The sequence below is a fragment of the Amycolatopsis eburnea genome (genome assembly GCF_003937945.1).
Taxonomy (GTDB): domain Bacteria; phylum Actinomycetota; class Actinomycetes; order Mycobacteriales; family Pseudonocardiaceae; genus Amycolatopsis; species Amycolatopsis eburnea.
Map to the genome: position 1 here is coordinate 82,530 of NZ_RSEC01000021.1, position 23,227 is coordinate 105,756.

At 70.7% G+C, this 23,227-nt stretch carries 22 protein-coding genes; 17 read left to right on the top strand and 5 right to left on the bottom strand.

Annotated features, from left to right (window positions below):
* The first annotated feature begins 13 nt into the window (after positions 1 to 13).
* From EIY87_RS04285 to EIY87_RS04295, 3 genes are read left to right on the top strand one after another with little or no spacing between them, the layout of a single operon-like run.
* Complete coding sequence (locus EIY87_RS04285; RefSeq protein ID WP_125306336.1) at positions 14 to 718, top strand: hypothetical protein; 705 nt, start codon at positions 14 to 16, stop codon at positions 716 to 718.
* An 11-nt stretch (positions 719 to 729) separates the two neighbouring features.
* Entirely contained in the window at positions 730 to 2,910 is a 2,181-nt protein-coding gene (ligA, locus tag EIY87_RS04290; RefSeq protein ID WP_125306337.1) for an NAD-dependent DNA ligase LigA, read from the top strand.
* A complete protein-coding gene (locus EIY87_RS04295; protein WP_125306338.1) occupies positions 2,903 to 3,397 on the top strand; it encodes a GNAT family N-acetyltransferase in 495 nt (164 codons plus the stop codon). The genes ligA and EIY87_RS04295 overlap by 8 nt, the downstream gene beginning before the upstream one ends.
* A 64-nt stretch (positions 3,398 to 3,461) precedes the next feature.
* Here the strand turns inward: EIY87_RS04295 and EIY87_RS04300 are convergent, their stop codons facing one another.
* The gene (locus EIY87_RS04300) at positions 3,462 to 4,115 is read right to left on the bottom strand and encodes an ACT domain-containing protein (RefSeq protein ID WP_163046647.1); all 654 of its coding nucleotides are present in this window, start codon (positions 4,113 to 4,115) and stop codon (positions 3,462 to 3,464) included.
* Positions 4,116 to 4,351: 236 nt separating this feature from the next.
* Between EIY87_RS04300 and gatC the strand changes: the two genes are divergently transcribed.
* The 8 genes from gatC to EIY87_RS04340 all read left to right on the top strand — a co-directional run bounded on the left by gatC (position 4,352) and on the right by EIY87_RS04340 (position 12,424).
* Positions 4,352 to 4,651 carry an Asp-tRNA(Asn)/Glu-tRNA(Gln) amidotransferase subunit GatC gene (gene gatC, locus EIY87_RS04305; protein WP_003080804.1) on the top strand — a complete coding sequence of 100 codons (300 nt, stop codon included), beginning with the start codon at positions 4,352 to 4,354 and terminating at the stop codon, positions 4,649 to 4,651.
* A complete protein-coding gene (gene gatA / locus EIY87_RS04310; RefSeq protein WP_125306340.1) occupies positions 4,648 to 6,165 on the top strand; it encodes an Asp-tRNA(Asn)/Glu-tRNA(Gln) amidotransferase subunit GatA in 1,518 nt (505 codons plus the stop codon). Before gatC ends, gatA begins: the two co-directional genes overlap by 4 nt.
* On the top strand, positions 6,162 to 7,667 hold the full coding sequence (gatB, locus tag EIY87_RS04315) for an Asp-tRNA(Asn)/Glu-tRNA(Gln) amidotransferase subunit GatB (RefSeq protein WP_125306341.1): 1,506 nt from the start codon (positions 6,162 to 6,164) through the stop codon (positions 7,665 to 7,667). The genes gatA and gatB overlap by 4 nt, the downstream gene beginning before the upstream one ends.
* Before the next feature lie 8 nt (positions 7,668 to 7,675).
* Positions 7,676 to 8,212 (top strand): hypothetical protein, encoded by a 537-nt coding sequence (locus EIY87_RS04320; RefSeq protein ID WP_125306342.1) that lies wholly within the window; start codon positions 7,676 to 7,678, stop codon positions 8,210 to 8,212.
* 363 nt (positions 8,213 to 8,575) lie between these two features.
* Positions 8,576 to 9,655: a Gfo/Idh/MocA family protein gene (locus tag EIY87_RS04325; protein WP_125306343.1), complete on the top strand. Its 1,080-nt coding sequence runs from the start codon at positions 8,576 to 8,578 to the stop codon at positions 9,653 to 9,655.
* The gene (locus EIY87_RS04330) at positions 9,652 to 10,572 is read left to right on the top strand and encodes a DUF6807 domain-containing protein (RefSeq protein ID WP_125306344.1); all 921 of its coding nucleotides are present in this window, start codon (positions 9,652 to 9,654) and stop codon (positions 10,570 to 10,572) included. Before EIY87_RS04325 ends, EIY87_RS04330 begins: the two co-directional genes overlap by 4 nt.
* Positions 10,569 to 11,282, top strand: coding sequence for a cupin domain-containing protein (locus tag EIY87_RS04335; protein ID WP_125306345.1), 714 nt, complete (start codon positions 10,569 to 10,571; stop codon positions 11,280 to 11,282). Before EIY87_RS04330 ends, EIY87_RS04335 begins: the two co-directional genes overlap by 4 nt.
* Positions 11,282 to 12,424, top strand: coding sequence for a Gfo/Idh/MocA family protein (locus tag EIY87_RS04340; RefSeq protein WP_125306346.1), 1,143 nt, complete (start codon positions 11,282 to 11,284; stop codon positions 12,422 to 12,424). The genes EIY87_RS04335 and EIY87_RS04340 overlap by 1 nt, the downstream gene beginning before the upstream one ends.
* 52 nt (positions 12,425 to 12,476) lie before the next feature.
* Here the strand turns inward: EIY87_RS04340 and EIY87_RS04345 are convergent, their stop codons facing one another.
* Positions 12,477 to 13,685, bottom strand: a complete 1,209-nt coding sequence (locus tag EIY87_RS04345; protein ID WP_125306347.1) for a PQQ-dependent sugar dehydrogenase — start codon at positions 13,683 to 13,685, stop codon at positions 12,477 to 12,479.
* A gap of 65 nt (positions 13,686 to 13,750) precedes the next feature.
* On the opposite strand from EIY87_RS04345, the gene EIY87_RS04350 reads away from it, so the two are divergent.
* Both EIY87_RS04350 and EIY87_RS04355 read left to right on the top strand, forming a co-directional pair.
* Positions 13,751 to 14,659, top strand: a complete 909-nt coding sequence (locus EIY87_RS04350; protein ID WP_191983946.1) for a 2-hydroxyacid dehydrogenase — start codon at positions 13,751 to 13,753, stop codon at positions 14,657 to 14,659.
* Between the two features lie 37 nt (positions 14,660 to 14,696).
* Positions 14,697 to 15,272 (top strand): DoxX family membrane protein, encoded by a 576-nt coding sequence (locus EIY87_RS04355; RefSeq protein WP_125306349.1) that lies wholly within the window; start codon positions 14,697 to 14,699, stop codon positions 15,270 to 15,272.
* A 532-nt stretch (positions 15,273 to 15,804) separates the two neighbouring features.
* On the opposite strand, the gene ilvD is transcribed toward EIY87_RS04355, so the two are convergent.
* Positions 15,805 to 17,649, bottom strand: coding sequence for a dihydroxy-acid dehydratase (gene ilvD / locus EIY87_RS04360; protein ID WP_125306350.1), 1,845 nt, complete (start codon positions 17,647 to 17,649; stop codon positions 15,805 to 15,807).
* A gap of 95 nt (positions 17,650 to 17,744) precedes the next feature.
* Positions 17,745 to 18,176: a PH domain-containing protein gene (locus EIY87_RS04365; protein ID WP_225439695.1), complete on the bottom strand. Its 432-nt coding sequence runs from the start codon at positions 18,174 to 18,176 to the stop codon at positions 17,745 to 17,747.
* Between the two features lie 335 nt (positions 18,177 to 18,511).
* Between EIY87_RS04365 and EIY87_RS04370 the strand changes: the two genes are divergently transcribed.
* The 4 genes from EIY87_RS04370 (at position 18,512) to EIY87_RS04385 (ending at position 22,298) form a co-directional block, all read left to right on the top strand.
* A complete protein-coding gene (locus EIY87_RS04370) occupies positions 18,512 to 20,395 on the top strand; it encodes an acetolactate synthase large subunit (RefSeq protein ID WP_225439697.1) in 1,884 nt (627 codons plus the stop codon).
* Position 20,396: 1 nt separating this feature from the next.
* On the top strand, positions 20,397 to 20,903 hold the full coding sequence (gene ilvN / locus EIY87_RS04375; protein ID WP_086842284.1) for an acetolactate synthase small subunit: 507 nt from the start codon (positions 20,397 to 20,399) through the stop codon (positions 20,901 to 20,903).
* 32 nt (positions 20,904 to 20,935) lie between these two features.
* On the top strand, positions 20,936 to 21,949 hold the full coding sequence (gene ilvC / locus EIY87_RS04380; protein WP_086842286.1) for a ketol-acid reductoisomerase: 1,014 nt from the start codon (positions 20,936 to 20,938) through the stop codon (positions 21,947 to 21,949).
* 94 nt (positions 21,950 to 22,043) lie between these two features.
* Positions 22,044 to 22,298, top strand: coding sequence for a DUF397 domain-containing protein (locus tag EIY87_RS04385; RefSeq protein WP_125306352.1), 255 nt, complete (start codon positions 22,044 to 22,046; stop codon positions 22,296 to 22,298).
* Here EIY87_RS04385 and EIY87_RS04390 read toward each other — a convergent pair.
* Positions 22,295 to 23,161 carry a nuclear transport factor 2 family protein gene (locus EIY87_RS04390; RefSeq protein ID WP_125306353.1) on the bottom strand — a complete coding sequence of 289 codons (867 nt, stop codon included), beginning with the start codon at positions 23,159 to 23,161 and terminating at the stop codon, positions 22,295 to 22,297. The genes EIY87_RS04385 and EIY87_RS04390 overlap by 4 nt on opposite strands.
* Positions 23,162 to 23,227 lie beyond the last annotated feature (66 nt).

The window sequence follows — 23,227 nt, forward strand, 5'->3', positions numbered from 1 at the left end:
ACCGTCCGCAACCATGCGCCTGTTTCGCCGCAAGAACACCGTCGCCGACCCGCCCGACCCCCGCACGGCCTGGCCCGAGCAGCACGTGCCGGAGGACCCGGCGGCCGCCGCGGAGGTGTTCTGGCAGGGGTGGTTCGAGCTGCTCCCGCTGGTCAGCGCGGCTCTGGGCGAGGGCGAACCGCACCGGGTGGAGCACGAGCTCTGCCAGCTGGTCGAGGCGCTGCACCCGCGGCTGCACTTCTCCCTCGAACGTGGTCGTCAGGCGATCTACGCCCTGGTCGTGACCGGCCAGGAGGATCCCGAGGTGCGGCCGTTCACCGACGCGTGGCGGGCCGCTGCGCCGCCGGACGACGCGATCTGGGAGTACCACGACTCGGTCCCGCCGGTGCCCGATCCGACCGAGGTCACGGTGAACCTCGGCGAGCGCCGGATCGCGCTGGCCGACGTCCGGGTCGTCGCGCAGGTAGACGACGATGAGCGCGTGGTCGACGTCGCCGTCTACCACCCCGGGTTCGGCGACCTCGACGACGTCACCCGGCAGACACTGACGTTCCTGCCGCTCGACGCCACACTGGGTGAACGGCTCGCCGCCGAACGACTACGGCGCGTCGAGACCGCGGAGGTCGAGCCCGCCGGTGCGATCACCCTTCTGGAGTTCCGTGAACTGGTCCACGGGCTGGCCAGCGGGCCGGGCGAAAATGTCGGTACCCCCGGCTAGGGTTACCACCCGTGAGCAGCACCGAACTCCCCCAGGACCAGATCGCGGCGGTCGACGCTCCGGTGACCGCCGAGGACGTCACCGACGTCCCGGCCGACGTGCGTGAGCGGCACGGCGCTCTCGCCGAGGAACTGCGGAACCACCAGTTCCGCTACTACGTCCTGGATTCGCCGATCATCTCCGACGGGCAGTTCGACGAGCTCCTGGGCGAGCTGCAGCAGCTCGAGGAAGCGCACCCCGCGCTGGTCACCCCCGATTCGCCGAGCCAGCGAGTCGGTGGCACGTTCTCGACCGAATTCACCGCGTACGACCACCTCGAGCGGATGCTCAGCCTGGACAACGTGTTCGACCGGGACGAGTTCCTCGCCTGGGTCGAACGGGTCGAGAAGGAGGTCGGGCGCACCGAGTTCCTCGCCGAGCTGAAGATCGACGGCCTGGCGATCAACCTGTTGTACGAAAACGGCCACCTCACCCGCGCGCTCACCCGGGGTGACGGCCGGACCGGCGAGGACGTCACGCTCAACGTCCGCACGCTCGACCAGGTCCCGGAGACGCTGACCGGCACCGATCAGTTCCCGGTGCCCGCACTGGTGGAGGTGCGTGGCGAGGTCTACTTCCGCGTCGAGGACTTCCTCGAGCTCAACGCGAAGATGGTCGAAGCCGGGAAGCCGCCGTACGCGAATCCTCGCAACACCGCGGCTGGCTCGCTGCGGCAGAAGGACCCCAAAATCACCCGTGAGCGGCGGCTGCGGCTGATTTGCCACGGGCTCGGCAAGCGCGAAGGCTTCGAGCCGCAGCGCCAGTCGGAGGCGTACGACGCGCTGGCGGCGTGGGGTCTGCCGGTGTCGCCGCACAGCAAGGTCCTGTCGACGGCCGAGGAGCTCACCGAGCACATCGTCTACTGGGGCGAGCACCGGCACGACGCCGAACACGAGATCGACGGCGTCGTCATCAAGGTCGACCAGGTGGCGCTGCAGCGACGACTGGGCACGACGTCGCGCGCGCCGCGGTGGGCGATCGCCTACAAGTACCCGCCGGAAGAGGCCATCACCACGCTGCTGGACATCCAGGTCGGCGTCGGGCGGACCGGCCGGGTGACGCCGTTCGCGGTCACCGAGCCGGTCAAGGTCGCCGGGTCGACCGTGGCGAGGGCCACGCTCCACAACGCTGAAGAGGTCAAACGCAAGGGCGTGCTGATCGGCGACCGGATCGTCCTCCGGAAGGCCGGCGACGTCATCCCCGAGGTGCTCGGACCGGTGGTGGACGCGCGCACGGGCGACGAGCGCGAGTTCGTCATGCCCACCCACTGCCCGGAATGCGGCACCGAGCTCGCCTACCAGAAGGAAGGCGACAAGGACATCCGCTGCCCGAACACGCGGTTCTGTCCCGCGCAGCTGCGGGAGCGGCTCTTCCACCTGGCCGGGCGTGGCGCCTTCGACATCGAGGTCCTCGGCTACGAGGCGGCGGTCGCGCTGCTCGACGCCCGCGTGGTCGCCGACGAGGGCGACGTCTTCGATTTGAACGAGGAGAGCCTCGCCGAGGTCGAGCTGTTCCGCACGAAGGCCGGCGAGTTGTCGGCGAACGCGCGAAAGCTGATCGCGAACCTCGACGCGGCGAAGGACCGGCCGCTGTGGAAGGTGCTGGTCGCGCTGTCGATCCGGCACGTCGGGCCGACCGCCGCGCAGGCGCTGGCTCGCGAGTTCGGGTCGATCGAGCGCATCGAGCAGGCCACCGAGGAGGAGCTGGCCGACGTCGACGGCGTGGGGCCGACCATCGCCCACGCGACGCAGGAGTGGTTCGAGGTCGGCTGGCACCGGGAGATCGTCGAAAAATGGCGACGCGCCGGCGTCCGGATGGAAGAGGAGCGCGACGAGTCGATCCCGCGCAACCTCGAAGGGCTGTCGATCGTGGTGACGGGCTCGCTCGACGGCTTCTCCCGCGACGAGGCCAAGGAGGTCATCATGGCCCGGGGTGGCAAGGCCGCCGGGTCGGTCTCGAAGAAGACGGCGTTCGTCGTCGTCGGGGATTCGCCTGGTTCGAAATACGACAAGGCGGTGCAGCTGAAGGTTCCGGTGCTCGACGAAGGCGGCTTCCGCGTCCTGCTGGAACAGGGGCCCGAGGCGGCTCAGGAGGTGGCGCTGCCGACCGGGGACGAGACCTCCGATGGCGAGTCCGGGGAGACGGATGGGTGATGTCGAGATCCGGCCGGCGCGATCCGAGGAGTATGCCGCGGCGGGGGAGGTGACAGTGCGGGCCTACGACGTCGATGGTCACCTGGCCGGCGACGTCGGGTACGACACCGTGCTGCGGGACGTCGCGCGGCGGGCGGAGCAGGCCGAGGTGCTCGTCGCCGTCGATGGTGCGGGGGAAGTGGTCGGGACCGTGACCGTCGTGCTGCCTGGGTCTGACTTCGCCGAGATTTCGCGTCCCGGCGAGCTGGAGTTCCGGATGCTGGCGGTGGCGCCGACGGCGCGGGGGCGGGGCATCGGTGAGGCGCTGACGAAGGCAGTGCTCGACCGCGCCCGGACGCTGGGCATCCCCAAGGTCGTGCTGAGCAGCCTCGAAGGCATGCGCGGCGCGCACCGGCTCTACGAGCGGCTCGGGTTCGCGCGCCTGCCCGAACGGGACTGGCGGCCGTTCCCGCACATCAGCCTGATCGCCTACCAAATCGACGTCTGACCTGGGGTTGGTCGAAAAAGGGCGAGCCCGCGCGGGCTCGCCCCTGAGTCGATCCGCTCCGGGGTCAGCCGTCGAGGACGACCGCGACGATGCCTGCGAGGTGGGCCAGCCGGGCGACTTCGGCGGCTCGGAAGGCGGGGCCGCCCGGGCGGGCGACCAGCAGCGCCTTGCCCGGCTTGCCGAGCGGCGTGGCGGCCAGCTCGGTGCCGAGCTCCTTCCACGTCTCCGGGATCCAGGCCTCCTCACCGTCGAGCACCGTGGCGCGCTCCAGCGGCAGCCAGGGGAAGTCGGTGATGGGCGTCTCCGGCGCGGCGCTTGACGACGCCAGCCGGACCGCGCCGGTTTCGGCGTGCTCGACGACCATCGCCCAGCCGGCGCGGACGATGCGGGGCACGCCCTCGGCCAGGATGTCGAGGCCCGACTTCGGCTGCGCGGCGATCTCTTCGACCAGCTCGAGCTCGCGATGGGTGTCCAGGACACCCGCGTAGGGCCGGACGGCGTCCACTTCGACGCCTTCGACGCTTTCCGCCGCCGTGATCAGCGCGTCGGGCAGGCGGCCCGACGGGAGTTCGACGACCAGGTCGTCCACGGCCACTCCGGTGCCGCGTTCGACGACGTCCACGCTGAGGATGTCGGCGCCTACCGTGCCGAGCGCCGTGGCGACCGCGCCGAGGGTCCCCGGGCTGTCCGGAAGGAGGACCCGGATCAGGAACGACACCACGCGCCCCTCTCACCTCTGGCGTCCCAGCCTTGCCGTGGGACGCTGAATGCCGGTCGCCGATTGTGACAGACCCGCCCGGCTCGCGGGACCTGCTGTCCGGCGGGCGGGACGCGAGCGTCGCCGGACGGCACTCGGCTTGCGCCGGGCGTAACCCAGTCGAGTCCGCCCGCGCCGTCACCATAGACTTGCAGCTTCCGAGACAACCCGCACAGCACAACCCGGGAGTCACCCGCGTGCCCAACATTTCCCGAGACGAGGTCGCGCACCTCGCGAAGCTGGCCAGGCTGGCCGTGACCGACGACGAGCTCGACGTCTTCGCCGGCCAGCTCGACCAGATCCTGGACTCGGTGGCCAAGGTGAGCGAGGTCGCCGCCGACGACGTGCCGCCGACCTCGCACGCCGTGCCGCTGACGAACGTCTTCCGGCAGGACGTCGTCGTTCCCGGGCTCACGCAGCAGCAGGCGCTGGCCGGTGCGCCGGCCGCCGAGGACGGGCGTTTCCGGGTGCCGCGGATTCTGGGGGAAGAGCAGTGACCGAGCTCATCAAGCTGACCGCCGCGGAGCTGGCGGAGAAGATCCACGCGCGTGAGGTGTCCGCGGTCGAGGTGACGCAGGCCCACCTGGACCGGATCGCCGAGGTCGACGACCACATCCACGCGTTCCTGCACGTCGACACCGAGGGCGCGCTGGCCGCGGCCAAGGCCGTCGACGAGGGCATCGCCGAGGGCAAAGCGCCCGCGTCGGCGCTGGCCGGCGTGCCGCTCGCGCTGAAGGACGTCCTGACCACGCAGGGTGTGCCGACGACCTGTGGTTCGAAAACGCTCGAAGGCTGGATCCCGCCGTACGACGCGACCGTGACGCGCAAGCTGCGCGAGGCCGGTGTCGTCATCCTTGGCAAGACCAACATGGACGAGTTCGCCATGGGGTCGTCGACGGAGAACTCGGCCTACGGCCCGACGCACAACCCGTGGGACCACGCTCGCATCCCGGGCGGGTCGGGCGGTGGCTCGTCGGCGTCGATCGCGGCCTTCGAGGCGGCCATCGCGATCGGCACCGACACCGGTGGCTCGATCCGGCAGCCGGGGTCCGTGACCGGCACCGTCGGGGTCAAGCCGACCTACGGCGGGGTGTCGCGGTACGGCCTGGTCGCTTTTTCGTCATCGCTCGACCAGGCCGGTCCATGCGCGCGGACGGTGCTCGACGCGGCCCTGCTGCACGAGGTCATCGCCGGCCACGACCCGCTGGACTCCACCTCCATCGACGCGCCGGTGCCGCCGGTGGTCGCCGCCGCCCGGCAGGGCATGACGGGTGACCTCAAGGGCGTCAAGGTCGGCGTCGTGAAGGAGTTCGGCGGCGACGGCTACCAGCCTGGTGTCGAGCGGTCGTTCCAGGCCGCCGTCGAGCAGCTGCGCGCGCTGGGTGCCGAGGTCGTCGAGGTCTCTTGTCCGCATTTCGTCTACGCGCTGCCCGCCTACTACCTGATCGCGCCGAGCGAGTGCTCGTCGAACCTCGCCCGGTTCGACGCCATGCGCTACGGCCTGCGCGTCGCCGACGACGGCACGCACAGCGCCGAAGAGGTCATGTCGCTCACGCGGGAGAAGGGCTTCGGCGCCGAGGTCAAGCGGCGCATCATGCTCGGGACCTACGCGCTGTCGTCCGGCTACTACGACGCGTACTACGGCTCGGCGCAGAAGGTGCGCACGCTGATCACGCGTGACTTCGACGCCGCGTTCGAAAAGGTCGATGTCCTCGTTTCGCCCACGACGCCGACCACGGCGTTCAAGATCGGCGAGCGCGTGGACGACCCGATGGCGATGTACCTCGCGGACCTGTGCACGATCCCGTCGAACCTCGCCGGCAACGCCGCCATGAGCGTGCCGAGCGGGCTGTCGGACGAGGACGGACTGCCGGTCGGCCTGCAGATCATGGCCCCGGCGCTCGCCGACGACCGGCTCTACCGGGTCGGCGCCGCCTACGAGGCCGCTCGCGACGCCGCCGCCGGCGGGGCGCTCATCCACAAGGTCCCGGAGCTGGGAGGAACGAAGTGACTGCCGTGGCCGAGTTGATGGACTACGCCGACGTCATCGAACGCTTCAACCCCGTCCTCGGGCTCGAAGTGCACGTCGAGCTGAACACGAACACGAAGATGTTCTGCGGCTGCCCGAACGAGTTCGGCGGCGAGCCGAACACGAAGGTGTGCCCGACCTGCCTCGGCCTGCCCGGGGCGCTGCCTGCGGTCAACGGCAAGGCCGTCGAGGGTGCGATCCGGATCGGTCTCGCGCTGAACTGCGAGATCGCCGAGTGGTGCCGGTTCGCCCGGAAGAACTACTTCTACCCGGACATGCCGAAGAACTTCCAGACGTCGCAGTACGACGAGCCGATCGCCTTCAACGGCTACCTCGACGTCACGCTCGACGACGGTGAGGTCGTGCGCGTGGAGATCGAGCGCGCGCACATGGAGGAGGACACCGGCAAGTCGCTGCACGTCGGCGGCGCCACCGGCCGGATCCACGGTGCTGAGCACTCGCTGCTCGACTACAACCGGGCCGGCGTTCCGCTGATCGAAATCGTCACCAAGCCGATCGAGGGCACCGGCGAGCGGGCACCCGAGGTGGCACGGGCGTACGTTTCGGCGTTGCGTGACCTGCTTCGCGCGCTCGACGTGTCGGACGTCCGCATGGACCAGGGCTCGCTGCGGTGCGACGCGAACGTTTCGCTGATGGCGAAGGACGCGACCGAGTTCGGTACCCGCACCGAGACGAAGAACGTCAACTCGCTGCGGAGCGTCGAACGGGCCGTTCGCTACGAGATGACGCGCCAAGCGGCCATCCTCGCCGAGGGCGGTTCGATCAAGCAGGAGACGCGGCACTTCCAGGAGGCCGACGGCACGACGTCGTCCGGCCGGACGAAGGAGACCGCGGAGGACTACCGGTACTTCCCGGAGCCCGACCTGGTCCCGATCGCGCCGTCGCGTGAATGGGTCGAGGAGCTGCGCGGCACGCTGCCCGAGATGCCTTCGGAGCGGCGGAAGCGGATCCAGCAGGAATGGTCACTTTCTGACGAAGCCCTGCGTGACCTGCTGAACGTCGGTGCTGTCGACCTCGTCGCGGCCACGGTCGAGGCCGGTGCGTCGCCGGACGAGGCGCGTGGGTGGTGGGTCAACACCCTCGCGCAGGAGGCGAACTCCCGCGAGGTCGAGCTGGCCGACCTGCCGATCACGCCGAAGCAGCTGGCCGAGGTCATCGCGCTGGTTTCGTCCGGTGAGCTGACGAACAAGCTGGCCAAGGAGGTCGTCCAGGGCGTGCTCGCCGGTGAGGGCGAGCCGCGCGACGTCGTCGAGAAGCGCGGGCTGAAGGTCGTCTCGGACGACTCGGCCCTGCTCGCGGCGATCGACGAGGCCCTGGCGGCGCAGCCGGACGTCGCCGAGAAGATCCGTGGTGGCAAGGTCGCCGCGGCCGGCGCGATCGTCGGCGCGGTCATGAAGGCGACCAAGGGACAGGCCGACGCCAAGCGGGTCCGGGAACTGATCATCGAGCGCGTCGGCTCCTGACCGTTTTCATGACATCGCCGTTTTCCGTCAAAAGCGTCACCTGGCGCGAGTGGCTCGGCCTGGCGGCCGGGTTGCTCGCGCTGGGGTCGACGTTCCTGCCGTGGACCACGCTGAGCACCAACAAGCCGGACATCGAAGTCATCCTCTCGTCCCTGCCGCACAGCGACGTCATCCGGAACGCGTGGCAGTCGAGCTTCTTCGCCTGGTGCCCGCCGCTGCCGCTGCTGCTGGCCGGACTGGTCGTGGTCGTTTTCGGGCGAATCCGGAAAGTGCGGGTCAGCGGCCTGCCGCACCTGTGGCTGGTGGTCGCCGCGGCGTCGCTGCTGCTGATGGTGCTCGGCTGGTTCACGCTCGACTGGGAGTTCGACGCAGACCAGCGCGGCATCTTCGACGCCGCGGGGATCGCCATCGGCGCGGGCTTCGGGCGGTTCCTCGGGCTGTTCGCCGCGGTCGTTTCGGCCGTTGTCGCTTTCTTGGACATCCGGGCGGCCCGCGCCGAGAGCCGGCAGCCGCGGAAGCGGGAGCCCAGGAGCAAGACCCGCTGAGCGACCCGGTGCCGGGGTGTGGCGGCAGACGGCGGAAGCGCTGCGGTTCGAGGCGGCGGCGCCGGTGGCAGCGGCCGACTGCGCCGGGGCTCCGAGTCGAAGGGCGTGGCTGACGGCGTCGGGGCTTCGAGCCGGAGAACGGTGCCGACGGCGCCGGGACCGTCGCGGAGTCGGCTGGGGCGTCAGCGCTGAGGGCCTGAAGCCTTGGTGGCGTTGAAGTCGCGGATGCCGAAGGCCCGCTGATGCTGTCGTCCGTTCCGGTTGACCACCCTGGGTGACAACGTTGACATCGGACCAGTGCGTTGCGTGAGAAAGCGCTTTCTGAGACGGTCGGCGGTAGTGGACCGAGGAGGGAGACCTGGGTTGACTGAGAGAAAGCGCTTACGGGTCGCCGTTGTCGGCGCCGGGGGTATCGCCGCCAGTCATCGGGCTGCCTTTCAGGCGTACCGGGATGATGTCGACATCGTGGCCGCCGCCGATGTTGAGGAAGCGCGGGCTGTCGCGTTTTGTGCCGCGGCCGGCAATGCCAAGCCGTACGGCGATCTCGATACCTTGCTCGCCGAGCAGGAACCCGATCTCGTCTCGATCTGCACGCCGCCGGGGCTGCACGTCGAGCAGACCACCAAGGCGCTCGAGAGCGGGGCCTGGGTCTGGTGTGAGAAGCCGCCGTGCCGGTCGCTCGCCGAGTACGACGAGATGGCCGCCGCCGAGCGGGAGGGCGGGCCGTACGTTTCGTTCGTTTTCCAGCAACGGTCCGGGGCCGGTGCCGCGCACTTCCGGAGCCTTATCGCGGACGGGGTTCTGGGGCGACCGCTCGTCGCGCACTGCCAGACCACCTGGTATCGCGATGCCGCCTACTACTCGGTGCCGTGGCGGGGACGCTGGGACTCCGAGGGCGGCGGCCCCGCCATGGGGCACGGCATCCACCAGATGGACCTCCTGCTCCACCTGCTCGGCGACTGGGCCGAGGTGCGCGCGATGACCGCGCGGCTGGTGCACGACGTCGAGACCGAGGACGTCTCCACCGCGCTCGTGCGGTTCGAGTCGGGGGCGCTCGCGACCGTCGTCAACAGCGTCCTGTCGCCGGACGAGGTGAGCCGGATCCGGGTCGACTGCGAAAACGCCACCGTCGAGCTGACCCACCTCTACGGCTACGGCGCCAAGGACTGGCGCTACACCGCGGCGCCGCACGTTGCCGAAAAAGCGACGAAACGCTGGTCGGTGGCCTCGGACGACGTCAGCTCGCACGCCGCCGCGTTCGGTCCCGTCCTCGCTGCCCATCGGGCCGGGCGGCGGCCGCCGTGCAGCGGGGAGGACGGGCGGCGGGTGCTGGAGTTCGTCGCGGCCCTGTACAAGTCCGCGGCCACCGGGGCCGGGGTTCGCCGCGGGGAGATCGTGCCCGACGACGCCTTCCACCGGTCCATGGCCGGGGCGCCGGCGTGAGCGCGGCGATCACCGTCACGCACCGGCACGGGGAGCGGGTGATCGTCGAGGCCGGCGGGATTCAGCTAATGTCCTATGTGTACAAGCCCGACCCGGTCGCCTTCGAGTCCCGCAAGCCCTACACCCACCCGCTGCGGACCCTCGGCGGCCGCGGCGTCAGCGGGTACCGGCCCGCCGACCACCGGTGGCACAAGGGCCTGCAGATGACGTCCAGCCACCTCTCCGGGCAGAACTTCTGGGGCGGCCACACCTACGTCCCCGGCGATTGGTACCAGGACCTGCCCGACCGCATCGGCTCGATGCGGCACGACGACTTCGCGGCCTTCACCGTCGACCCCGACCGGCTGGGCTTCACCGAGCGGCTCACCTGGGTCGCGAACAACGGCGCGGAGTGGGCGCGGGAGCGGCGTGACCTCGTCGTCCACTCGGTCGAGCCGGACGAAGGGGCCTGGGCGCTCGACTGGGGGATCGAGCTGACCAACGTCCGGGACGCCCCGCTCGAGTTCGGCAGCCCGACGACCGCCGGTCGTGAGCTGGCCGGGTACACCGGGCTGCACTGGCGGGGGCCGCGCGACTTCAGCGGTGGGCGCGTCCTCGGGCCCGGCGAGCTCGGCGGTGAGGACATGATGGGCGCGCAGGCACCGTGGCTGGCGTTCGTCGGCGAGCACGACGACGTCGACGCGCATTCCACGCTGGTCTTCGCGCATTCGCCGGAAAACGACCACGCGATCCACGAGTCGCACTGGTTCGTCCGCTCGCGGGAGACGCCCATGGTGGCGTTCTCGTGGGCGTTTTTCGACGAATTCGAGCTGGAGCCGGGGGAGAGCTTCACCTACCGCTACCGGGTCGTCGTTGCCGATGGGGCGTGGGACCGCGATCGGGTGAGTGGCTACCTGGATCGGCACGGGTGGTCATGAACGCGTTCCCACTTCCAGGTGGAATCGGGGTCTCGCACCTGCGCGCCTACGACTGGGCGGCGGAGGATGGGGTGTGTGGCGGCAGCCCGCACCTGCACCTCGCCTGCACCGAGGCGTACGTCGTCACCGGCGGGCGCGGGGCGGTCCAGACGCTGAGCGCCGGCGGCTACGACGAGACGCCGCTGGAAGCCGGCGTGATCGCGTGGTTCGCGCCGGGGACCGTGCACCGGATGGTCCAGGAAGACGGGCTGCGCGTCACGGTGCTGATGCAGAACAGCGGGCTGCCCGAGGCGGGGGACGCGGTGTTCACCTTCCCGCCCGACGTGCTCGCCGATCCGGCCGCCTACGCCGAGGCCGCGGCGTTGCCGAAAACCGACCACGCCGCTCGTCAACGCCGTGACCTGGCGATTCGTGGTTACCTGCCGCTGCGGCAGGCGCTGCGGGACGGCGACCCGGAGCCGCTGCGGGAGTTCCACCGGGCGGCCGTCGCGCTCGTTTCGCCGAAAATCGGCGACTGGGTTCCGCGGTGGCGGGCCGGGGCGTTGCGGGCCGCCGAGCTGACCGGGGCGTACCTCGCGGCGCTCGCCGTCGGCGACGGGAGTCACCTCGAGCGGTCCGGCGTCCGGGTCGCGGCACCTTCGAACCCGGACGGCTACGGCATGTGCGGCCGTCGCGCGGAATACGACATCGACCAGGAAGGCCGGCAGTGATGAACCAGCCCAGTATCGGAGTGCTGCTCAACGGGGTCACCGGCCGGATGGGCTACCGGCAGCACCTGCTCCGGTCGGTCTTGTCGATTCGCGACCAGGGCGGCGTCGCCCTGCCGGACGGCAGCCGCGTGCAGCTCGAGCCGATCCTCGCCGGGCGCAACGCCGCGAAGCTCAAGGACCTGGCCGACCGACACGACGTGACCGCGTGGACCACCGACCCGGAGTCCGCGCTGGCTGACGCCGGCATCTATTTCGACGCGCAGCTGACGTCGGCGCGGGAGCCGTCGGTGCGGGCGGCCATCGCCGCGGGCAAGCACGTCTACGCCGAGAAGCCCCTTGCCGAAAAACTGACATCGGCGCTGGAGCTGGCCGGGCTCGCGCGGGACGCCGGGATCTGCCACGGCGTCGTGCACGACAAGCTGTTCCTGCCCGGGCTGCGGAAGCTGCGCCGGCTGATCGACGGCGGGTTCTTCGGCCGGGTCCTGTCGGTGCGGGGCGAGTTCGGCTACTGGGTGTTCGAGGGCGACTGGCAGGAGGCGCAGCGCCCGAGCTGGAACTACCGGGCCGAGGACGGCGGCGGGATCGTGCTCGACATGTTCTGCCACTGGAACTACGTGCTCGAGAACCTCTTCGGCCGCGTCGAGGCCGTGACCGCGAAAGCGACGACGCACATCCCGCGTCGCTGGGACGAGCAGGGAGACGCGTACGCGGCTACGGCCGACGACGCCGCGTACGGGATCTTCGAGCTGGAATCCGGGGTCGTCGCGCAGATCAACTCGTCGTGGTCGACGCGGGTGTTCCGCGACGAGCTCGTCGAGTTCCAGGTCGACGGCACCGAGGGCAGCGCCGTCGCCGGGCTGCGGCGCTGCCGGGTCCAGCACCGCTCCGCGACGCCGAAGCCGGTGTGGAACCCCGACCTGCCCGCGACCGAGCCGTTCCGCGACCAGTGGCAGGAGGTCCCCGACAACGCCGAGTTCGACAACGGCTTCAAGGCGCAGTGGGAGGAGTTCGTCCGGGACGTGGTCGCCGGGCGGCAACACCGCTACGACTTCTACTCGGCGGCCCGGGGGCTGCAGCTCGCCGAAGCCGGGCTGACGTCGTCGGCGGAGGGGCGGCGAGTGGAGCTGAAGCCGCTCACTTGATGGTCCTGACCAGCGAAAACAGACGCTGGTCGAAAAACGGCAAACGCGAGCGTCAGTCCTTGCCGTTGCCGCCACCGGAGGTCGCCGGGGTGATGAGCACGACGCGGTCGTCGCTCGACACCGGCGTGCCGCCGTCCTTGTTGACCGTGCCGGCCACCGCGAGCTGCGGGTTGATCATGCTCATCCCGGCGAGGCGCCCGTACGTCACGGGCGGCTTGCCGGTCTTGCCGTCGAGGCTGACCGTCGGCTTCCCACTGATCGCGCCCTCCGGCGTGACCGGCAGGTTCTGCAGGTTGCCGGCCAGCGACGTGCCGACCGAGACCGAGCCGTTGGCGTCGACGAAGTCGGCGCAGCCCGCGACACCCGGCTTGTCGGGCCACGTCCACGCCGGAGTCGTCAGCGGCTGCCCGGCCTGCAGCCGGTAGAGGACGTCCTTGTCGGCGAGCCGGTCGGTGACCCAGACGCGGCCGCCGTCGGCCGAGGCGCACAGGCCGCCGGGGGCGTGCAGGCCGGCCGCCACGGTCAGGGACCCGTTCGGGTTGCCGGCCGCGGCCTTGCCGGACGTGTCGATGCGCAGCACCTTGCCGGCCAGGGAGTTCGGGTCGGCGGCGGCGTTCGGGTTGCCCGCGTCGCCCGTCGCGACCAGCAGCGCGCCGCGGTTGTCGGTCGCGATCGTGCCGCGGTTGCCGGACGCGCCCTTCGGGATGCCGGTGAGCACCGGCTTCGCGGCCTGGCCCTTCGCGAAGCGGACGACGCGGTTGTCGGTCGCTGTCGTCACGTACGCGAACACCAGCTGGTCTTCGACGTACGACGGCGAGAGTGCGAGTCCGGTCAGGCCGCCGTCCCCGGCCGCTTGGACGTCGAGCTTCGCGAAGTCCGTCGCGTCCTTGCCCGCCGTCGCCAGCATTACGCGGCCGCTCTTTCGCTCGCCCGCGAGCGCGCTCGGCGTCGACCCGTCGCCCGGCAGGCCGGCCACCGCGGCGACGGTGTCCAGGCACGTCGAGATCACCGACGGGTCGAAGTCCTTGCAGCCCTGGGGCGGCGGCACCGGCGTCGCGGACGGGCCGGGGCGCACCTGCTTGCCGTCGCCGCCCGAATCCGCGCCGGGGCCCTGGACCTGGGGCGGCGATTCGGGGCTCGGGACGGGGGCGGGGCTGAACGACTGGCCGGCCGCGGTGTCGTCGAACCGCGCGCAGCCGGCGGGCAGCAGGACGCCGCAGGCCAGGATCGCCAGCAGGGCCGACCGGTACCGAGTGCGCATGATCCCCCAGCCTAGGGCCCGCCGCGTGAACCATGGGTGAGCACTCCTGGTTTACGTTGGGGATCATGACGCTGACCGTGCTGGTTCCCGACGACGAGGGCATGACCGTGCTCGCCGAGGTCCCGCGGGTCCTGCCCGTGCGCTACCAGTGGGGCGAACCCGTGCCCCCGGAAGCGGCGAAGGCGGAGGTCCTCATCCCCGGCAAGCACCCGCCCGGCGAGGAGCTCTGGCGCACGCTGCCGAACCTCAAGCTGATCCAGCTGCTGTCCGCCGGTGCCGAAGACTGGGTGGGCAAGGTGCCCGACGGCGTCCTGCTCTCCACCTGCCGCGGCGCGCACGGCGGGAGCACCGCCGAATGGGTCGTCGCGGTGCTGCTGTCGATGTACCGGAAGCTGGACGTCTTCGCGGCGGCGCAGCGCGAAGGCCGCTGGGAACGGCAGACGGCCGACACGCTGCAGGGCAAGCGCGTGCTCGTCATCGGCGCCGGCGACCTGGGGCGGCACCTGCGACGCCGGCTCGAGCCGTTCGACGCGCGGTGCACGATGGTCGGGATGACCGCGCGCGAGGGCGTGCACGGCGTGAGCGAGCTGCCGGCGCTGCTCGGGCTGCACGACGCCGTGGTGCTGATGGTGCCGCTGACCTCGCGCACCCGGGGCATGGTCGGCGCTGAGTTCCTGGCCGAGATGCGCGATGGCGCGGTGCTGGTCAACGTCTCGCGCGGCGCGGTGGTCGACACCGACGCCCTGGTCGCCGAATTGACCACGGGACGGCTGCGCGCCGCGCTGGACGTCACCGATCCCGAGCCGCCGCCGTCCGGGCACCCGCTGTGGACGGTGCCCGGGCTGCTGCTGACCCCGCACATCGGCGGGTCGGTGCGCGGGGTGCGGGGGCGGTCGTACGCCGTCGCGGCGGCGGAAATCGCCCGGTACGCGGGCGGCGAGCTGCCGGACAACCTCGTCCACGGCGAATACTGAGCTCGCCAGGCCCGCGCCGATCCCCTACCCTTCGCGCGTGAGCAGTGGAGACGATTTTTCGCAGCAGCCCACCAGCCTTCTCTCCGACGTCGAGGACGACGGGGGTGACGACACCCCGCGCCAGGGCGGGCTCGGCCTCGGCCTGCTGATCCTGCGGCTGGCGCTCGGCGTGACCATGGGCGCGCACGGTCTGCAGCACCTGTTCGGCCTGTTCGGCGGGCCGGGCATCGGCGGGTTCGCGCGCGTGCTGGAGACGTTCGGCTACCACAAGCAGACGACGCTGCTGTCGTGGATCACGGGGATCGCCGAGGTCGGCGGCGGGGTGCTGGTGATCGTCGGGCTGTTCACGCCGCTCGCCGCGGCCGCGCTGCTCGGGGTGGCGGCGAACGCCGTGTACGCGAAGTTCCACGGCGGGTTCTTCGAACAGCAGGGGCAGGGGTTCGAGCTGGAGCTGCTGCTGGGGGCTTCCGCGCTGAGCTTGCTGTTCACCGGGGCCGGGCCGGTTTCGCTGGAGCGGAACACGCCGTGGCGGAAGCGGCCGCTGCCGCTGGGGCTGGTGTCACTGCTGCTGGCCGCGGCGGCGACCGTGGTGGTCATCGTCCTGACGCGGTAGGCGCCGCGGCGGGCTGGGTCCCGCTCGGTGGGGGACTGGGGCCGGTACGGCGAGGCGGGCGTGGGGGTGGCTCGGCGGGGCGGGCTGGGGTCAGGTTCGGCCGGGCGGGCGTCGGTCTGGTTCGGCGGCGTGGCACCGTTGGGGTGCAGCTTGGTCGTGCATGGCTGCGTGGGACCGGCTCGGTGGTGCGGCGGCTTGGGGGACTCGGCGGGGGCAGGCGTGGGTCTGGCTCGGCGGCGCGATGCCGCTGGGGACGGCTTGGTTGTCCAGGGCTGCCTGGGACCGGCTCGGTGGTGCGGCGCGGGCTGGTCCTGCGGCGGCCTGGGGACAACTCGGCCGTGCGGGCCGGACTGTGGACAGCTCGGGTCCGCGGCAGCCGACGAGCCCGGAATTGTCAGTGCTCGCCGGTAACGTTGAAACCGGGGGTCCCCCTCACGGCCGAGGGGTGGTCCGGACGCCGGAAAGGCCGCCCCGGGAGCGGGACGGCCTTCGCGGCTGGAGCCGGCCGGAGCCGGACGGTGGGGAGCCGGACCTACTTGTTCACGTCGCGGACCGCGCCCGTGTCCGCCGACGTCGCCATGCGGGCGTACGCGCGCAGTGCCGCCGTCACCGGGCGCTGGCGCTCCTTCGGCTGCCACGGGCGCTCGGACGCCTCCATCTTCGACCGGCGCTCCGCCAGGACCTCCGGGTCCACCAGCAGCTCCAGCCGGCGCTCGTGGACGTCGAGGAGGATGCGGTCGCCGTTCTCGACCAGGCCGATCAGGCCGCCGGCCGCCGCCTCCGGGGAGATGTGGCCGACCGAGATTCCCGACGAACCGCCCGAGAAGCGGCCGTCCGTGATCAGGGCGCACTTCTTGCCGAGGCCCGACCCCTTGAGGAACGCCGTCGGGTGCAGCATTTCCTGCATGCCCGGGCCACCCGCCGGGCCCTCGTAGCGGATCACCAGGACCTCGCCCGGCTGGATCTCCTTCTTGAGGATCGCCGAGACCGCTTCCTCCTGGCTCTCCAGGACCCGCGCCGGGCCTTCGAAGTGCCACAGGTCCTCGTCGATGCCCGCCGCCTTGATGACCGCGCCGTTCTCGGCCAGGTTGCCGCGCAGGATGGCCAGGCCGCCGTCCTTCGTGTACGCGTGCTCGACGTCGCGGATGCAGCCGCCCGCCGCGTCCGTGTCCAGGGACGACCAGCGGTTCGACGTCGAGAACGCCTCGGTCGTGCGGACGCCGCCCGGGGCCGCGTGGAACAGTTCGAGCGCCGCCGGCGAGGGCGAAGCGGCGCGGATGTCCCAGGCGGCGAGCCAGGATTCCAGGTCCTTGGAGTGGACCGACCAGACGTCGGTGTTCAGCAGGCCGCCGCGGTGCAGCTCGCCGAGGATCGCCGGGATGCCGCCGGCACGGTGGACGTCCTCCATGTGGTAGTCCGAGTTCGGCGCCACCTTCGACAGGCACGGCACGCGGCGGCCGATCGCGTCGATGTCGGCGATCGTGAAGTCGACCTCGCCCTCCTGCGCGGCGGCGAGGATGTGCAGCACCGTGTTCGTCGAGCCGCCCATCGCCATGTCGAGGGCCATCGCGTTCTCGAACGCCGCCTTCGACGCGATCGAGCGCGGCAGCACCGAGTCGTCGTCCTGCTCGTACCAGCGCTTGCACAGCTCGACGACCGTGCGCCCGGCCTCCTCGAACAGCGCGCGGCGCGCGGCGTGCGTCGCCAGCGTGGAGCCGTTGCCCGGCAGGGACAGCCCCAGCGCCTCGGTGAGGCAGTTCATGGAGTTCGCGGTGAACATGCCCGAGCACGAGCCGCACGTCGGGCACGCGGAACGCTCGACGATGCCCAGCCCGTCCTCGTCGACCTCCGGGCTCGCCGACGCCGCGATCGCGGTGATCAGGTCGGTCGGGGCCTGGGCGACGCCGCCGACGACGACCGCCTTGCCCGCCTCCATCGGCCCGCCGGAGACGAACACGACCGGGATGTTCAGCCGCATCGCCGCGTTGAGCATGCCCGGGGTGATCTTGTCGCAGTTGGAGATGCACACCAGCGCGTCGGCCTGGTGCGCGTTGACCATGTACTCCACCGAGTCGGCGATGATCTCGCGCGAGGGCAGCGAGTAGAGCATGCCGGAGTGGCCCATGGCGATGCCGTCGTCGACGGCGATGGTGTGGAACTCGCGCGCGACGCCGCCGGCTTCCTTGACCGCGCCGGCGACGATCTCGCCGAGGTCCTTGAGGTGCACGTGGCCGGGCACGAACTGCGTGTAGGAGTTGGCGATCGCCACGATCGGCTTGCCGAAGTCGCTGTCGGTCATGCCGGTGGCGCGCCAGAGCGAGCGCGCGCCCGCCGCGTTGCGGCCGTGGGTGGTGGTCCGGGAACGGAGAGGCGGCACGGCGAAACTCCCAGGTCGGATGGTCGGCGGGAACACTCCGCCAAAACTGGTCCTACCAATTTAGCCAGTCGTGCGGAGCCCGTCCATCGAGGGTGCTACGAGCCGGGCTTCAGGTCTTCCTCTTCGAGCAGGCCGCTCGGATCGGCGACGAGGCCCTCGCTCACCAGCGACAGCACCGGCAGGTGCCGGGTCCGGACCGTCGGCAGCGGCACCTTCGTGTCGTCCTTCAGCACCGCCTGGACGCGGGACTTCTTGGTGATCGCGAGGCCCTTCAGCGCCGACCACGGCACGTCGCGCTTGCCGAACATCGTCCGGATCGCCAGCCCTTCGCGCGTGGCGACGGTGCGGTGGCGGACCACGAAGACCGCGAGCGCGATCGGGAAGATGTAGAGCCACTGCAGGTACGGGATTTCCCCGAGCGCGATCGGCGTCACGCACACGGTCAGGAGCGCGATCGCCATGAACGACGTGCGGGGGACGCGGAAGACGGCCTTCCGGCCCTCGTCCTGCTGAGCTTTTTCGGCCACCCCGAAATGGTGCACCGCCGCGCCGACCGGCCCGAACCCGGGTCGGGCGGGCGTGACACGCGTCGCGGCTGTGTCCACGATCCGGACACACCGTCCCGCAGAGTTGACACCCGCGCGGCGTTCCGGCTAGCGTCATCGCCGTGACACCGCTGACCGGCCTCGTACTTCCCAAGCGCGTCGACGCTTAGGGAAGTCCTTCCGCTGCGTCGACGCGCGACCCTCGTGCGACCTTACGGTCGGCGAGGGTTTTTTGTTGCCCGAGGAGAAGAGCTTCTTCACCGCACCGCATCAAACTGACCCGAACGAGTGACACCGAGACCCACGAGGCAGAACCGATGACCAGTGCCACGTCGCGCAGCGACGCGAAACCCGGGCCGACGCCCGGTACGTCCGGAGCCCGTCCGAAGCCGGCGCCCCCGGCGGGAACGCCGGTGCGCGTCACCGGCGCCCAGTCGCTCGTGCGCTCGCTCGAGGCCGTCGGCGCCGAGGTGGTCTTCGGCATTCCGGGCGGCACCATCCTGCCCGCCTACGACCCGCTGCTCGACTCGACGAAGGTCCGCCACGTCCTGGTCCGCCACGAACAGGGCGCGGGGCACGCGGCGACCGGCTACGCGCAGGCCACCGGCAAGGTCGGCGTGTGCATGGCCACCTCCGGCCCCGGCGCCACCAACCTGGTCACGCCGCTCGCCGACGCCAACATGGACTCCGTCCCGGTGGTGGCCATCACCGGCCAGCAGACCCGGGCGCTGATCGGCACCGACGCGTTCCAGGAAGCCGACATCTGCGGCATCACCATGCCGATCACCAAGCACAACTTCCTCGTCACGGACCCGGCGGAAATCCCGCGGACCATCGCCGAGGCGTTCCACCTGGCCGCGACCGGACGCCCCGGCCCGGTCCTGGTGGACATCCCCAAGGACGTGCTGCAGGAGATGACCTCGTTCTCCTGGCCGACCGAGCTGCGCCTCCCGGGTTACCGCCCGACGCTGCGCCCGCACGGCAAGCAGGTTCGCGAAGCCGCGAAGCTGATCGCGAAGTCGCGCCGACCGGTGCTCTACGTCGGCGGCGGCGTGATCAAGGCCGAGGCGCACGAGCAGCTGAAGCAGCTGGCCGAGCTGACGAACATCCCCGTCGTCACCACGCTGATGGCGCGCGGCGCGTTCCCCGACTCGCACCCGCAGCACCTGGGCATGCCGGGCATGCACGGCTCGGTCGCCGCGGTCGCCGCGATGCAGCGCGCCGACCTGCTCATCGCGCTCGGCGCCCGCTTCGACGACCGGGTCACCGGCCAGCTGTCGTCGTTCGCGCCGGACGCCGCGGTCGTGCACGCCGACATCGACCCCGCCGAGATCTCCAAGAACCGCAAGGCCGACGTGCCGATCGTGGGGGACTGCAAGGAGATCATCGGCGAGCTGATCACCGCCGTCACCACGGAGTTCGAGCACGGCGGCAAGCCCGACCTCGCCGACTGGTGGACCCAGGCCGACGACTGGCGCAAGACCTACCCGGCCGGGTACGAGTGGCCCGACGACGGTTCGCTGTCGCCGCAGTACGTCATCGAGCGGATCGGCCAGATCGTCGGCCCGGACGCGGTGTACGCCGCCGGCGTCGGCCAGCACCAGATGTGGGCCGCGCAGTTCGTCAAGTACGAGAACCCGCGCACCTGGATCAACTCCGGCGGCCTCGGCACCATGGGGTACGCGGTGCCCGCCGCGATGGGCGCGCAGTTCGGCGTCCCCGGCACGCAGGTCTGGGCGATCGACGGCGACGGCTGCTTCCAGATGACCAACCAGGAGCTGGCCACCTGCGCCATCGAGGGCGCGCCGATCAAGGTCGCCGTGATCAACAACGGCAACCTGGGCATGGTCCGGCAGTGGCAGAACCTCTTCTACTCGGAGCGGTACTCCAACACCGACCTCGGCACGCACAAGCACCGCATCCCGGACTTCGTGCTGCTGGCCGAGGCGCTGGGCTGCGCCGGGCTGCGCTGCGAGACCAAGGAAGACGTCGACGCCACCATCCGCCGCGCGATGGAGATCAACGACCGCCCCGTCGTGATCGACTTCGTGGTCGGGAAGGATGCCCAGGTGTGGCCGATGGTCGCCGCGGGCACCGGCAACGACGAGATCATGGCGGTCCGGGGCATCCGGCCGCTGTTCGACGACGACGAGGTTTCGGTGGAGACGACGGAAGCCGCCGCGGAAGGTGGCGAGCACTGAGATGACCGTCCACACGCTGAGTGTCCTGGTCGAGAACAAGCCCGGTGTGCTCGCACGCGTCTCCGGCCTGTTCTCCCGCCGTGGTTTCAACATCGAGTCCCTTGCCGTCGGGCCCACGGAAAACCCCGAGGTGTCCCGGATGACGATCGTGGTCGCCGTGGAAGAGCTACCGCTCGAACAGGTGACGAAGCAGCTCAACAAGCTGGTCAACGTGATCAAGATCGTCGAGCTGGAGCAGTCGACCGCCGTGCAGCGCGAACTGCTGCTCGTGAAGGTGCGCGCCGACAACACCGTGCGCAGCCAGGTCCTCGAAACCGTCCAGCTCTTCCGCGCCAAGGTGGTGGACGTCTCGCCCGAGGCGCTCACCGTCGAGGCCACCGGGACGTCCGACAAGATCGGTGCGCTGCTGCGGATGCTGGAGCCGTATGGCATCCGCGAGCTCGTGCAGTCCGGCATGGTCGCGGTGGGGCGCGGCGCCCGTTCGATCACCGCCACATCACCGCGCTAGAGAAGTAAGTCAGGAAAGGAAGCAACACCCCCATGGCAGTGGAAATCTTCTACGACGACGACGCCGACCTTTCGATCATCCAGGGGCGCAAGGTCGCTGTCATCGGCTACGGCAGCCAGGGCCACGCCCACTCGCTGAGCCTGCGCGACTCCGGCGTCGACGTCCGCATCGGCCTGCCCGAGGGGTCCAAGTCGCGGGCGAAGGCCGAAGAGCAGGGCCTGCGCGTGCTCACCCCGGCCGAGGCGTCGGCCGAGGCCGACCTGATCATGATCCTGGCGCCGGACACCAAGCAGCGCTTCATCTACGAGCAGGACATCGCGCCGAACCTCAAGGACGGCGACGCGCTGTTCTTCGGCCACGGCTTCAACATCCGCTACGACCTGATCAAGCCGCCGTCCAACGTGGACGTCGCCATGGTCGCCCCCAAGGGCCCGGGTCACCTCGTGCGCCGCCAGTTCGTCGACGGCAAGGGCGTCCCGGCGCTCATCGCCGTGGAGCAGGACGCGTCCGGCAACGCCCAGGCGCTCGCCCTCTCCTACGCGGCCGCCATCGGTGGCGCCCGCGCCGGCGTCATCAAGACGACGTTCACCGAGGAGACCGAGACCGACCTCTTCGGCGAGCAGGCCGTGCTCTGCGGTGGCGCGTCCGCGCTGGTGCAGACCGGTTTCGAGGTGCTCACCGAGGCCGGCTACGCCCCGGAGATCGCCTACTTCGAGGTGCTGCACGAGCTGAAGCTGATCGTCGACCTCATGTACGAGGGCGGCATCGCGCGCCAGCGCTACTCGATCTCCGACACCGCCGAGTACGGCGACCTGACCCGCGGCCCGCGCGTCATCTCGCCGGCGGTGAAGGAGGAGATGAAGAAGATCCTCGGCGAGATCCAGGACGGCACGTTCGCCCGCGAATGGGTCGCCGAGGACGAGGCCGGCCGGCCGAACTTCACCAAGCTCGAGGAGCAGGGCAACCAGCACCCGATCGAGGCGACCGGCAAGAAGCTGCGCGACCTGATGTCGTGGGTGGACCGGCCGATCACCGAGACCGCCTGATCTCCCGCGAGTTCCGTGAAGGCCTCCTTACCGGTCGAAAACGCCGGTAAGGAGGCCTTCACGGCTTTTCGGGGTGGCTCGTTACGCTGACCGCATGACCGATGACAAGGCGCACATCCGGCACCACCTCGACCTTTCCGGGGCGGAGTGGATCCGGGGCGAGCCCGCGGGCGTCACCCTGGACGAGGTCGTCGAGTACGCGTTCGTCGAGCACACCGACGGTGCCACCTACGTCGCGCTGCGGCGCTCGCCGGACGTCGACGGCACGATCATGGTCTTCACGATGTCGGAGTGGGACGCGTTCGTGAAGGGCGTCGACGACGGCGAGTTCGACGACCTGGGCGCCTAAGCGAGTTTCGCGGCCAGCTCGGGGATCTTGCCGAGGTCACCGGCGATGCCGAGGTGGTCGCCGTAGTCGCGGGATTCGACGACGAGCCCGTCCCGCACCCGCATGGCGAAGATGTTGGCGATCCGCACCGGGCGCCCGCCGTACTCGCCCTGGTAGGCGAACTCGCCGATCAGCACCTCCGGATCGGCGCCCTGGTAGGTCGTCAGGTCCGCGATCGCGAAGCGCGGGTTCATCGCCTTGCCCGCGGCGAAGTGCTCCCGCAGCTCGTCGCGCGTGCGCACGACCCCGGAACCCGGCAGGAACGGGTGCGTCACGTGCGTTTCTCCGGCGTACAGCTCCGGCAGCGCGTCCCAGCGCCCGCCCGCGACGCCGTGCACGAGCCGCTCGAACACCGTGCCCGCGCTCTCCGGCACGACCGGGGACAGCTCGCGCGGCGGGGCCTGCTCGTACGCCTTCACCAGCTGGTCGACGCCGTTCCGGATCACGGCGAGCTTCAGGTAGTCGTGGTAGTCGCGGGAATGGACGATCAGGCCGTCGCGGACGCGCAGCACCTGGATGTTGGCCGCCGAGATCGTGCGGCCGGTTTCGACGGATTCGGCGTCGTAGTCGTATTCCGCGACGATCACCTCGGGGTCCGTCGTCTCGTGCACGACGACGTTCTTCCGCTTGAGCCGGTACGCGCCCGCGAGGGCGCCGGTGAACCGCTCGTGGACGGCGTCGCGGCCGGTCAGGCGCGTCGGCCGGGGGACGGCCTGCGGGTGTTCGACGACGGTGTCCTCCGCGTACAGCGCGGAAAGCTCGCCGTAGCGGCCTTCGCTGATCCCGTCGGACAACGCGGTGAAGACGTCGCGCGGTGTGGTCATGGGTCCTCCCAGAAGACAAAACGGAGTCTGTAGTCCGTCTCCGAAGATACGGACTACGGACTCCGC

Bases quoted from the DNA above. Each gene is read 5' to 3' on its own strand.
- EIY87_RS04385 (WP_125306352.1), top strand. From the start codon at position 22,044: ATGACCGATGACAAGGCGCACATCCGGCACCACCTCGACCTTTCCGGG.
- EIY87_RS04340 (WP_125306346.1), top strand. From the start codon at position 11,282: ATGAACCAGCCCAGTATCGGAGTGCTGCTCAACGGGGTCACCGGCCGG.
- ilvN (WP_086842284.1), top strand. From the start codon at position 20,397: ATGACCGTCCACACGCTGAGTGTCCTGGTCGAGAACAAGCCCGGTGTG.
- ilvC (WP_086842286.1), top strand. From the start codon at position 20,936: ATGGCAGTGGAAATCTTCTACGACGACGACGCCGACCTTTCGATCATC.
- EIY87_RS04345 (WP_125306347.1), bottom strand. From the start codon at position 13,685: ATGCGCACTCGGTACCGGTCGGCCCTGCTGGCGATCCTGGCCTGCGGC.
- EIY87_RS04370 (WP_225439697.1), top strand. From the start codon at position 18,512: ATGACCAGTGCCACGTCGCGCAGCGACGCGAAACCCGGGCCGACGCCC.
- EIY87_RS04335 (WP_125306345.1), top strand. From the start codon at position 10,569: ATGAACGCGTTCCCACTTCCAGGTGGAATCGGGGTCTCGCACCTGCGC.
- EIY87_RS04285 (WP_125306336.1), top strand. From the start codon at position 14: ATGCGCCTGTTTCGCCGCAAGAACACCGTCGCCGACCCGCCCGACCCC.
- EIY87_RS04320 (WP_125306342.1), top strand. From the start codon at position 7,676: ATGACATCGCCGTTTTCCGTCAAAAGCGTCACCTGGCGCGAGTGGCTC.
- EIY87_RS04390 (WP_125306353.1), bottom strand. From the start codon at position 23,161: ATGACCACACCGCGCGACGTCTTCACCGCGTTGTCCGACGGGATCAGC.
- EIY87_RS04295 (WP_125306338.1), top strand. From the start codon at position 2,903: ATGGGTGATGTCGAGATCCGGCCGGCGCGATCCGAGGAGTATGCCGCG.
- EIY87_RS04350 (WP_191983946.1), top strand. From the start codon at position 13,751: ATGACGCTGACCGTGCTGGTTCCCGACGACGAGGGCATGACCGTGCTC.